The following is an 11,256-nucleotide window of genomic DNA, read 5'->3' on the forward strand; positions in this document are numbered from 1 at the left end:
GAAAAGTGTATGAAGCAAATAATTAACCTGCTATAAAAATCGGGAAGGTTGAATTTTGTAAAGGGAAGAGGATAAAAACAAAAATGCCGGACAGGTTTATGTCCGGCATTGATTTCATCATTTTGCTGATTTTTAGGATCTCCCCAAGTGTCTGAGATGATTTACATGGGAAGCAAATGCCATTCGCATTTTTGGATGCTCTATGTAGGCAATATTATACTCTCTACAGGTATCTTTTATGATTTTACTGATAGCTGGATAATGGATATGAGAGATATTTGGAAAAAGGTGGTGCTCAATCTGAAAATTCAATCCGCCGATCATCCAGGATAAGACTTTATTCTTTGTAGCAAAATTTGCTGTCGTTTTCAACTGGTGTACAGCCCAATCATTTTCCAATTTATTGGAGTCCTTATCTGGCATAGGAAACTCAGTTTCTTCAAGGGAGTGAGCCAATTGAAAAACTACACTTAGGAAAATCCCTGTAGAAATACCATACACAAGAAAACCTACCAACCACGGTAGAAAACCGACAACATAAATCGGTAAGGCTACAAACAGCAAAATATGTATTGCTTTAAATCCCCAAAAAACCACGTGCTCTTTAACATCCATCTTTTGAATGGGTGTAGTACCTACTTTTTTGGTCACATATTTCTTATAATCTGTGAAGAATACCCAATAGATATACAAGATGGAATAAACCAGAAGGAAATACCTATGCTGATACTTATGGATAGCATATTTTTTTTGATTGGGACACAGCCTCAAAAGAGGTCTGGCATTCATGTCGTCATCCACTTCATCTACATTGGTGAAAGAATGATGTACTACATTGTGTTTGGTTTTCCACATGAACACATTTGCTCCCAAGAAATTAATCGTAACACCTGCAAGTTCGTTGACCCAGGATTTTTTGGAAAAACTTCCATGTGCCCCATCGTGCATAACGTTGAAGCCTATCCCAGCTGCTAAAGCTCCAAGTAGTATTGCCTCAAGCAAGGCAATTGCCCAAAAAGGAGTGAAGAATACCAGATGGATAAAGACAACTACATAAAGCGTCACCATTAAGATGGCCTTAAAGTATAATTTGGAATTTCCGGTAGGACTGATGTTTTTCTCTGTAAAGTAATTTTTGACCCTCCCTTTTAAATCTGAATGAAAGGAGGATGCGGCATTGAATCTAGGGGGACGCATCTTAATAAAATTGAATTGATAATTATTGTATTCGAACGAAAAACAAGCTGGGTGATCATCTTACATTCTGTTCAAAGATACCGATTATTTGTCGATTTATGCAGTGATCAAAGGAATCCTTTTGTTATGCTTCAGTTAATTTTTACTAACAGTTCATCAATGCGATGAATGGCTCTCTTAACTCTTGCTTTATTTTCTCCCGATAGTATAGTATACGGAACTCCTGATTTTTGAATGAGATTTTGGTATAAATCAAAAAAGTATTTTCTCATGAGGGGTTCAGGATGCTCTCGCTGTGGGTCATCAGCCCAAGGTACATCTATGTCGGTAAGGAGGTAAAGGTCATATTTTCTCTGGGTGATCTGTTGAAGAATCCAAGGGGAAACCTCTCCATATTTGTGTTCACTCCAGACCTTTAAAACATGAAGGTCAGTATCACAAATGACCAACTTATCTGTCTTTTTTAGTGCCTGTTCTTCTAAGAGAACTTGTCCCCTCGCGATCTTCTCCAAATCACCGAAAATGTATGGACGGTCTAATAAGTCTATGTATTGTCTGGCATATTCCGGAACCAAGGGGCATTGAAAATGCTTGGCAAGCGCCTCGCAAAGGGTACTTTTACCGGTTGATTCCGGACCTATAACTACCACTTTCTTAAGCATAGGCTTTTTGTTCCTTTTTTGCTGCTTTGATCCATTCTATCAATCCGATGGTAGCCAAAACAGTGAAAAATAAAAACTGGAAAGATGTCAACATGAGGCCTTTATAGAAATAAAGTGGAACGGAAACAATATCAGTGATGATCCATGCTATCCAATTTTCTACTTTTTTCTTAGCCATTAACCACATGCCTACAAATGCTGATGATGTGGTAAATGAATCCCAATAAGGTACATCACTATCTGTAAAGTTGGCCAATACATAATATAGGACCGCATATGAACCTAAAAATAAGACAATGGATTTGACTATTCCCATTTTACTCAACCATGTTACCGGTAATTCCTCCCTCTCACCAGTTGGCCTGCTCCATAGATACCAGCCATAAACTGACATGCCAAAATAGTAAGCGTTGATACCCATATCTGCATAGAGTTTATATTCCAGGCAGATATAGACATAAATGAGCGTGCTGACCATTCCGGTGGGGAAGACAAGAATATTTTTCTTGATGGAATAGATCACGCTGGCAATTCCAAAAATTACCGCAACACCCTCCAGCAAACTCATTTCGGCTATTCCTTGTTCAATCCCGGTCCATATCCACTGTAAGTCCATAAAGCGAAGGAAAGCAGAAATTACTGTTTTGGAAAATTAACCATGATAAATACTTTTTGAAAGAGTTTTTTTAATCTGATGCTTTTGGGTATTTCCTGATTTCCAAAAGGTTCTCTTTTGTTAAAAACTCTCGAGCCGCTTCCTGTATCCTTTGTGAGTTTACTGATTCAATACTTTCTTTACCATTTAATAGGTCTTTCCAGTCCAGATTATAATTCCTTACCGTATTCATTTGTGCAATCCAATAATTATTTCTTTTTAAGTTCTCCTCTAGGGCTATTCTTCTTTTTTCTTTGACCTTTTTTAGATCATCTTCTTCGGGTCCATTTTCCTGAATTTTCCTGATTTCATTCCAAGTAGCCTCAATCAGTTCGTCCACACGGTCTGGACTACAGGGGAAACTGACGGAGAAAGAAAATTGATCTACAGGCTGTATGGTCATGCTTCCACTTGCTCCCACACCGTATACACCTCCGATTTCTTCTCTAAGACTTTCTATCAGTTTGATTGTCAGTATTTCTCCAAGAAAAGAAATGTCTCTGGCCCGACTTCTGTCGTACTGGGTTTCTCCTGAAAAAAACAGGATCACCTGACTTTTTTCATCGGATCCTACTTCAATGGTTTCAGTCTTTCCGCGTGGAGCACGGATACCCATATCCACAAAATCCTTGGTATTATCAGGGTCGCCTTTGAGACTAGCTATGTATTTTTCTAAAAGTGGGATGAAAATTTCAGGATCAATATTTCCTGCAAAAAAGAAATCAAAATCTGCGGCGTTGGAAAAACGCTCATCAAAAATTTCAAGTCCTCTTTCTACTGATATTTTATCCAACTCTTCAGCCTCATAGATTCCCATCGCCCGAAGGTTGCCATTGGCAATGATCTTATTCAGCTGTTTGGAAAACTGGTAGTCTGGATTACCGGCAGCACTGGCAATTTGTGTTCTTTGGTTAGCAATGTAGACATCAAATAATTCCCGGTCAAGCCTTGTTTCGGTAAAATAGAGGTGAATCAGCTGTAAGGCTGTCTCTGATTGTGCTGGGGAAAAGGATCCGGAAATAGTCTGATTATATGTGCCTATATTAGGAGTTACTGAAACAGTTTTTCCTGCCAGAATTTTTCTCAAATCTGATGGAGAAAAATCACCAATTCCCATGACATTGACCATGACACCAGCATAGCTGGCTGAATAGTGGTCCTCATCGGGATATACAGAAACTCCACCTTTTCCAACTATGGAAAATAGAATTTCATCATTCTTAAAGTCTGTAGGCTTTAAGAATACTCTTGCTCCATTGGAGAGCTGGTATTCAAAAATCCCAACTGATTCAATTTCCTCCTTCGATACTATTTTCCCAGAAGCTGGAGGAGAACCCATCAGTTGATCAGCCAACTCCTTTTCTATGTAAGGTTCCAAATTTGAGGATTCCAACTTGTCAAAAAGTGCTGCTATCTGTTCTTCGTTGGGTAGGTCTTCTTTTTGTTCTTCAGGGGCCATGATGATGGCTACCCGGTTTTCATTGCGTACCAATTCCCCAGCCAGGGCATTGATTTCTTCCAAAGTGATAAGGGGCAGTATTTCTTGGTAAAAATTATATTTCCATTCTTCACCCTCGGCGAAATTTCCTTTTAAAAAATGGTTCACATAACGGCCTACAATAGATCTTGATTCTGCCTTGTCCATTTCTTTGAATGATCTTTCTGCGCTGTTGAGCACAGAACGTTTGACCCTATCAAGTTCAGCCTGTGTAAAGCCATGCTGTGCAACCCTTTCATTTTCGGTAACCAATGCTTGTATGCCATCAGTTACTTTTCCAGGGGCTACCACACCAGAAGCTGAAAAATAATCCATGCTTCTGACATAGTTGCCATACCCTGTTCCTGCGAAAATAAATGGGGCATCAGGTTTTTGCCTGATTTCATCCAGCCTTTGCGTAAGCATTCCAGCGTATAAGGTCCTTATGAGATATTGTTTATAATCATTTTTGGTATGAAAAGAGAGAGGAGGATGCTTGTAGAACAATTGGATTTGAATGCCAGGTGCTTCAGGGTCTGTTACTATGCTCACAAAGGTTTCCTCATGTTCTGGGACTTCAAAGAATTTTCGCTCGGGATAATTCTCCGGATTTTTCAAATCCCCAAAGAATTCCAGAATCATCTTTTCCAATTCAGCAGGGTCGGCATCTCCCACGGCAATGACGGCCATGTTGTTGGGTCTATACCAATCTTTATAAAAATCCCGGAGGGTTTCATGTTCGAAATTTTTGACGATTTCCATATCTCCTATGGGCAATCTTTCCGCATAGCGGCTTTGGAATAGGAGTTTGGGTAAATATTGATCCCGCATTCTTTGACTATAACCCTGCCCCGTTCTCCACTCCTCAACGATGATGCTTCTTTCACTGTCAATGTCCTCACCCTTCATGGAAATGTTTCCTGCCCAGTCCCGCAATACTTGAAAACCACTTTTCAGTTTTTCTTCATCATCAGAGGGAATGGGTAAAATATAGACTGTCTCATCAAAACCCGTATAAGCATTGAGGTCTGCACCAAAAGAAACCCCTATGGATTGGAGGTAAGAGATCAGTTCATTTTTTTCAAAATTTTCGGTGCCATTGAAGGCCATATGTTCGGTGAAATGGGCCAATCCGAGCTGATCTTCCCTTTCAAGAACAGAACCGGCATTGACAGCAAGCCTCAATTCTACTTTGTTGGCAGGTTTGGGGTTTTGTTGGATATAGTAGACCAAACCGTTTTCTAAAGTTCCTTTTTTTACACGTGGATCGAGTGGGACTTTTTCGGAAAGGTCGGATTGGGCAAGGGTGAAAAAGGGGAGAAAAAAAAGGAGGAGTAGATAGAAAGGGTTTAGATTTTTTTGTATCATAATGAATATTTGGGAGTAACTTCTAAGAAATGTTTTTTTAGAAAAAGACTGATTGTCAGGCCTCTTTTTAACTGGCCTATTATATTTTAGGTTTAATAAAACGTATCGTCTTTCCAATTTAATTGATTGTTGGAAATGTATGCTGAAATCCTTTGAAAAGATTCGCTGCGATACTTGTCTTGGTATTTCATAAAAAAAAAATCTTGTGTGACTATTAAAACTAAGGATTGAATTTCAAAAATAAAATCCTAAAATATGCTATTTTGAAAATTCAAAAAAGCTAAAGCTCCCCGATTTTCCTTCCTTTGCTTGTTTTAGCTTTGAAACTTTTGGGACTGCCAATGACCTGGGAATTGTAGATTCCTGCATGTCCGCTGAAAATGTAGGCAACGACGCAGGCCACCCCGATGAAGATGCCTGATTCGGCTCCAAAAAGTTCTATACCCATCAGTGTGCAGGCTAAAGGGGTGTTGGTAGCTCCTGAAAAAACACCTACAAACCCCATTCCTGCAAGCAAGGCAACAGGCAATGGAATAACTCCGGAAAGTGCATTGCCCAAAGTGGCTCCTGTATAGAACAATGGGGTTACCTCTCCTCCTTTAAACCCTGCCCCAAGAGTCAGCGAAGTCATAAATATCTTGACAAAGGAATCATACCAGGGAAGATTTTCAGAAAAAGCATCTACTATGGTAGGGATTCCTAAGCCTATATATTTTGTCGTACCCATGGCCAAAACCAATAAGGCGACCATTACACCTCCTAGTACAGGTCGTAGAGGGGGGTAGCTGATATATGTTTTAAATGCTTTTGACCAAAGGTGGGTTGCTTTTGCAAAAATCCTTCCGGCCAGTCCAAAGCAAATTCCTGCCGGGATAATCCAGAGTAGGGTCGGGATGTCTATATTTGGAACAAAAGGGATTTCATAATGAGTATGGTGTACCTGCCAGAATTCAGCGCAGGCATAATCTGCAATGTAAGCACCAAGAAAAGCAGGTAAAATGGATTCATACCTAATTCTCCCTACTACAAGCCATTCCAATGCAAAGACTGCTCCTGCCAATGGTGTGCCGAATACGGAAGCAAAGCCAGCAGCAACTCCTATAGTGATTAGGATTTTTCTGTCTTCTTTGGTCAGTTTTAGCCATTTGGTAAATTGATCTGCTATGGCTCCTCCCATTTGCACAGCAGTTCCCTCACGTCCTGCAGAACCTCCAAATAGGTGGGTGGCTATGGTTCCGAAAAGTACCAATGGAGCCATTCTGAGTGGAATGGTTTTTTGGGGGTTGTAAAATTCTTCAAGTAATTGATTATTCCCTTTGACCACAGACTCTCCAAACCTGTGGTAGCTCCAGCCGATAATGAGACCTCCCAAAGGTAGCAAAGCGATTATCCAAAGATTTGATTCCCGGTAATTTGTCGCAAAATCCAAAGCAACAAGGAAAAAAGCTGAAGCAGAGCCAGCCAGAAAACCGACTATCCCAGCAATGAGTAGCCATTTGATTGTGAAAATGAAACTGGGAAAGAATTCTTTTTTGAAAAATTTTTCTGCTTTCAGGTAAGATAAAATCCTCTTCAACATATAGGTTTATTTATAGGTTTTTATTTGCTGTCAAAAAAACAGCAAGTGTTGAAGTAGGAGTCATCAGCATTCAAAAGAAGCGGTTTCAGGTGGAACCCCATCACCTATATCCTGACAAAAATAGCTTTTATTGCCAAAAAGCATAAATATTTTGCTGAATTTTATTGATTACAAAACAAAGGATTATCTTAAGGATTGTAATATGATGATGAAAAACATGAAGCACATACTGATTACCGGGGGGTCCGGTTTGATAGGGAAAAAGATAACTGGACTTTTAGAAAGAAAAGGATACGAGGTGGCTTGGCTTAGCCGTAGTCCTGGAGATTATGATCAAAAATCTTTTCATTGGGACCTCAAAAAACAGGAAATAGATCAAGAGGCTATTGAATGGGCAGATGGTATTATTCACCTCGCTGGAGCGGGTGTGGCAGATAAGCGATGGACTGCCGAGCGTAAAAAGGCCATTTTGCAAAGCCGAACCATGTCCACAGCTTTACTCAAAAATGCTATGGAAAAGTCGTCCAACAAACCAGGAGTTTTTGTTTCAGCCTCTGCGGTAGGCTTTTACGGTTTCAATACCGGGGAAGAATTGCAGGATGAAAAGGCTTCTCCAGGCAGTGATTTTTTGGCACAGGTGGTTACAGCTTGGGAGGATGAAGTCAGTAAGGTTAAAGAGCTTGGTGTCCGGACTGTCATGCTGCGTATTGGGATTGTACTGGCAAAAGAAGGTGGCGCTCTGGTAGAAATGATGAAACCTCCGGTAGCAGCCCCATTGGGTTCAGGAAAGCAATGGATGAGTTGGATTCAGGTGGATGACCTAGCCAGGATGTTTGTATTTGCTTTGGAAAAAGAAGAGGTTGAGGGCATTTTTAATGCTGTGGGTCCAAACCCAAGTACCAACGCCGAACTTACCCAAAAGGCGGCAAAAAAGATCAGTAAGACACTTATCAATTTTGGAGTGCCGGGATTCGGGCTTAAATTGATTTTGGGTGAAATGGCTCAGATGGTTTTAGGTGGTAACAGGGTTTCCTCAAAGAAAATACAGGAAACCGGCTTTGAATTTAGATACCCTAGACTTGATGAAGCACTTGAGAAAATTTATGCCCAAGGAGAAGATAAGCCCTCATCTCGCGGATCGCTTTCCCACTAAAAACCACAGTAATGTGCCTAAAAAGGGTAGAAAAATCACAACTAGCACCCATACAATCTTATCATTTCCAGGCCCAAAATTACTGGTGAGCACATCGTAAATAGTGTAAGCATAGATAAGCAATCCTATGATTCCGAGTCCGAACATATTCAGGAGGGGTAGTGTCTTTGAAATATAGATTTTCTTCTTTTCTTATTGGCAAAATGGAAATACAAAAAAGGGCCAATTGGGTGCATAAAAAGTATCAAAGCCAGCCATATCATTTTGTCAGAATTCTGGGCTTGATCTTTTTTTGAAAGGTCCCAAATTGCGCAAAAGGAAAGAATTCCATAAAGCACTGCCAAAATCATTACACTACCCATTGTCATATTTGTATTATGCATTCATTCAAATTACTGTTATTTTAGCAAACATTCGAAAGTAACTAATTTTTTTATTTAGAACTGAATCAAGTAATAGAAAATAAAAAACCATGAATAGAAAATTACTTCCAATCGTTACATTTATGCTGCTATTCTTCGGGATAGCTGAGGCTCAAAACGACCTGAAATATTACCTACCCGAAGGGCATACTTATGACCCTGCCATTCCTACTCCAAAAGAGGTTTTGGGTTTTGAGGTGGGTGACTGGCATGCTACTCATGATCAGGTGGTTACATATATGAAAGCCGTAGCCGAAGCCTCCGATAGGGTGAGTTTTGAGGTTATTGGAAGAACGTATGAGCTAAGGCCACAAACCGTCCTTACCATCACCTCTCCAGGCAATCATAGTAAGCTGGATGAAATCAAGGAAGAAAGGAGAAAGTTGAGGGATCCTTCTGCCCAAGTGGATTTGGAAAATATTCCATTGGTCATGTGGGCTGGATATTCGGTGCATGGAAATGAGCCAAGTGCGGTCAATGCAGCACTTTTGGCAGCTTATCATTTTGCTGCAGCCAACGAAATCTCAGATGACTTAGAGAATATTGTCATCCTCCTGGATCCTGCAATGAATCCTGATGGTGTCAACCGCTTTGCCTCTTGGGTAAATACACACAAAAGTTATACGTTGAATGCAGACCCCAATAGCAGGGAGTTCAATGAAGCCTGGCCACGTGGAAGAACCAATCACTATTGGTTTGACCTGAACAGGGATTGGTTGCCAGTGCAGCATCCTGAGTCACGAAATAGGGTAGCGAAATATCAGGATTGGCTTCCAAATATTCAGCTGGACCACCATGAAATGGGTACCAATTCCACTTTCTTTTTCCAGCCTGGAATTCCAGCAAGGAATCACCCTTTGACTCCAAAAAAGAATTTTACCCTAACGGAAAAAATAGGTCAATACCACGCCAAGTTTTTGGATAAAATAGGTTCTCTCTATTATACACAGGAAAGTTTTGATGATTTTTATTATGGTAAAGGTTCCACCTATCCTGATGTACAAGGTTCCATAGGGATTCTATTTGAGCAAGCTTCTTCAAGGGGACATGTTCAGGAAAGTAATTACGGACCCCTGACCTTTGCCTTTACAATAAGGAATCAATTTACCACCACCTTATCATCTTTTGAGGCGGCTAGAAATATGCGCGTGGAGTTGAATACTTACATGAAAGAATTTTATGAGCAGGTAAAATCCGAATATGAAGAAGATTCCAATAAAGCTTTTATTTTCGGTGCTCAAGAAGATGCCGGGAGAGCTTTCCACTTGGCGGATATCATTTTACAGCATGATACTGAATTGTTCAGCTTACAGGAAGATATCACAGTCAATGGAGTGGAATTCAAAAAAGAAAAAGCATATATCGTTCCTCTCAATCAACCTCAGTACAGGCTGATCAAATCCATTTTTGAGACAAGAACTACTTTCGAAGATAGCCTTTTTTACGACGTATCTGCATGGACAATGCCCATGGCTTTTAACCTCGACTATATGGCATTGAGTAGTAGAATTCTCAACCTTGCTAATGTAGAAAAGGTATCAAAGGACCTGAAACTGCAGGAAGGAAAGGTCATTGGGGAAAGCGGCGCGTACAGCTATATTTTTCAATGGGGAGAGTATTATGCCCCAAAAGCGGCTTATGCTTTAATGGATAAAGGGTTTCTGGTACGTGTAGCTCATGAGGAAATTACCATTCCAGAAGGAGGAACCATGGGTAGAGGAAGTATCCTTGTCAGTAAAGGACAAGCTAAAGTTTCTGATGGTGAGTTTTTCGAAGCTTTAAAAGCTATTGCCAAAGAAACTGGGATTGATATCCATGCGGTCAATACCGGTTATACCAAAGGTGTTAATATTGGTTCTCCGAGCATTGATGTCTTGGAAAAGCCGACGATAGCAATATTGGTAGAAGGAGGAGTGAATAGTTCTGAGGCAGGAGAAACCTGGCATCTTTTAGATCAACGATTTGAAATCTCAGCAACTTTGTTGTCAGTAGATAGACTATCAAGTGCAGACCTAAGCCGATACAATGTTATTATGATGCCGAATGGAAATTACAATTCATTGGGAAAAACAGCAACTGAAAAAATCAAAAACTGGGTAAACAGTGGAGGGACACTGATAGCGAGAGCTTATGCGCTTTCCTGGTTGGATGAAAACGGTATAGGATCTTTTAAATTTAAGGAAGCAAATAATGAAAATGAGGAAGTACAGAGGAGTTATGCCGACTATAGCCGTGCAAGCGGAGCGAAAGTGACTGGAGGAGCGATTTTCAATGTAAACTTGGACATCACCCATCCAATAGGATACGGTTATACAAAGTCTGAAATGTATACTTTCAGGAACAGTAACTTGTTTATGGAGCCTTCAGAAAATGCCTATGCGAACCCATTGATCTATACTTCATCTCCTTTGGCAAGTGGATACGTACATCCTAGCAATCTTGAAAAAATGAAGGATACAGGTGCTATTAGGGTTTCTGCTCAAGGAAGGGGAAAGGTCATTGGTTTTGTAGACAATCCTAATTTCCGAGCCTTCTGGTTTGGTACCAATAAGCTGTTTATGAATGCGGTGTTTTTTGGACAAACCATCAACACAGGAACAGCAAGGTAAGGAATAATGAAATTGAAAAGCCCTGTAATGTCAAGTTGCAGGTTTTTTGCCACGAAGGCACGAAGACACAAAGTTTTAAATGTTTTTCTTTGCGTTCTTAGTGCCTCTGTGGTTAATTAATTTTCACCACAAAG

9 protein-coding genes and 1 riboswitch are annotated in these 11,256 nt (G+C 40.3%); of the genes, 2 read left to right on the forward strand and 7 right to left on the reverse strand.

Going from position 1 to position 11,256, the window contains the following annotated elements:
• Positions 1-132 precede the first annotated feature (132 nt).
• From EA341_RS11195 to EA341_RS11215, 5 genes are all read right to left on the reverse strand, one after another.
• Positions 133-1,197: an acyl-CoA desaturase gene (locus tag EA341_RS11195; RefSeq protein WP_293014245.1), complete on the reverse strand. Its 1,065-nt coding sequence runs from the start codon at positions 1,195-1,197 to the stop codon at positions 133-135.
• Between the two features lie 131 nt (positions 1,198-1,328).
• Entirely contained in the window at positions 1,329-1,859 is a 531-nt protein-coding gene (locus tag EA341_RS11200; RefSeq protein ID WP_293014247.1) for an ATP-binding protein, read from the reverse strand.
• The gene (gene pnuC, locus EA341_RS11205; RefSeq protein WP_293014251.1) at positions 1,852-2,475 is read right to left on the reverse strand and encodes a nicotinamide riboside transporter PnuC; all 624 of its coding nucleotides are present in this window, start codon (positions 2,473-2,475) and stop codon (positions 1,852-1,854) included. Before pnuC ends, EA341_RS11200 begins: the two co-directional genes overlap by 8 nt.
• 70 nt (positions 2,476-2,545) lie before the next feature.
• Positions 2,546-5,359: a pitrilysin family protein gene (locus EA341_RS11210; RefSeq protein WP_293014254.1), complete on the reverse strand. Its 2,814-nt coding sequence runs from the start codon at positions 5,357-5,359 to the stop codon at positions 2,546-2,548.
• Positions 5,360-5,639: 280 nt separating this feature from the next.
• A complete protein-coding gene (locus EA341_RS11215; RefSeq protein WP_293014257.1) occupies positions 5,640-6,938 on the reverse strand; it encodes a voltage-gated chloride channel family protein in 1,299 nt (432 codons plus the stop codon).
• Between the two features lie 47 nt (positions 6,939-6,985).
• Positions 6,986-7,052: riboswitch (Fluoride riboswitch) on the reverse strand.
• Between the two features lie 103 nt (positions 7,053-7,155).
• Between EA341_RS11215 and EA341_RS11220 the strand changes: the two genes are divergently transcribed.
• Positions 7,156-8,091 carry a TIGR01777 family oxidoreductase gene (locus EA341_RS11220; RefSeq protein ID WP_293014260.1) on the forward strand — a complete coding sequence of 312 codons (936 nt, stop codon included), beginning with the start codon at positions 7,156-7,158 and terminating at the stop codon, positions 8,089-8,091.
• On the opposite strand, the gene EA341_RS11225 is transcribed toward EA341_RS11220, so the two are convergent.
• A complete protein-coding gene (locus EA341_RS11225; RefSeq protein ID WP_293014263.1) occupies positions 8,065-8,238 on the reverse strand; it encodes a PLDc N-terminal domain-containing protein in 174 nt (57 codons plus the stop codon). The genes EA341_RS11220 and EA341_RS11225 overlap by 27 nt on opposite strands.
• 2 nt (positions 8,239-8,240) lie before the next feature.
• Positions 8,241-8,474 (reverse strand): PLD nuclease N-terminal domain-containing protein, encoded by a 234-nt coding sequence (locus EA341_RS19000; protein WP_367127339.1) that lies wholly within the window; start codon positions 8,472-8,474, stop codon positions 8,241-8,243.
• Between the two features lie 89 nt (positions 8,475-8,563).
• On the opposite strand from EA341_RS19000, the gene EA341_RS11230 reads away from it, so the two are divergent.
• On the forward strand, positions 8,564-11,122 hold the full coding sequence (locus EA341_RS11230) for a M14 family metallopeptidase (RefSeq protein WP_293014265.1): 2,559 nt from the start codon (positions 8,564-8,566) through the stop codon (positions 11,120-11,122).
• Positions 11,123-11,256: the final 134 nt, after the last annotated feature.

Origin of the sequence: Mongoliibacter sp. (assembly GCF_007692705.1) — a bacterium.
Classification (GTDB): domain Bacteria; phylum Bacteroidota; class Bacteroidia; order Cytophagales; family Cyclobacteriaceae; genus Mongoliibacter.

What these genes read in the sequence shown, in the direction of transcription:
- EA341_RS11220 (WP_293014260.1), top strand. Translation starts at nt 7,156, where the DNA reads ATGAAGCACATACTGATTACCGGGGGGTCCGGTTTGATAGGGAAAAAG.
- EA341_RS19000 (WP_367127339.1), bottom strand. Translation starts at nt 8,474, where the DNA reads ATGCATAATACAAATATGACAATGGGTAGTGTAATGATTTTGGCAGTG.
- EA341_RS11230 (WP_293014265.1), top strand. Translation starts at nt 8,564, where the DNA reads ATGAATAGAAAATTACTTCCAATCGTTACATTTATGCTGCTATTCTTC.
- EA341_RS11195 (WP_293014245.1), bottom strand. Translation starts at nt 1,197, where the DNA reads ATGCGTCCCCCTAGATTCAATGCCGCATCCTCCTTTCATTCAGATTTA.
- EA341_RS11215 (WP_293014257.1), bottom strand. Translation starts at nt 6,938, where the DNA reads ATGTTGAAGAGGATTTTATCTTACCTGAAAGCAGAAAAATTTTTCAAA.
- EA341_RS11225 (WP_293014263.1), bottom strand. Translation starts at nt 8,238, where the DNA reads ATGTTCGGACTCGGAATCATAGGATTGCTTATCTATGCTTACACTATT.
- pnuC (WP_293014251.1), bottom strand. Translation starts at nt 2,475, where the DNA reads ATGGACTTACAGTGGATATGGACCGGGATTGAACAAGGAATAGCCGAA.
- EA341_RS11210 (WP_293014254.1), bottom strand. Translation starts at nt 5,359, where the DNA reads ATGATACAAAAAAATCTAAACCCTTTCTATCTACTCCTCCTTTTTTTT.
- EA341_RS11200 (WP_293014247.1), bottom strand. Translation starts at nt 1,859, where the DNA reads ATGCTTAAGAAAGTGGTAGTTATAGGTCCGGAATCAACCGGTAAAAGT.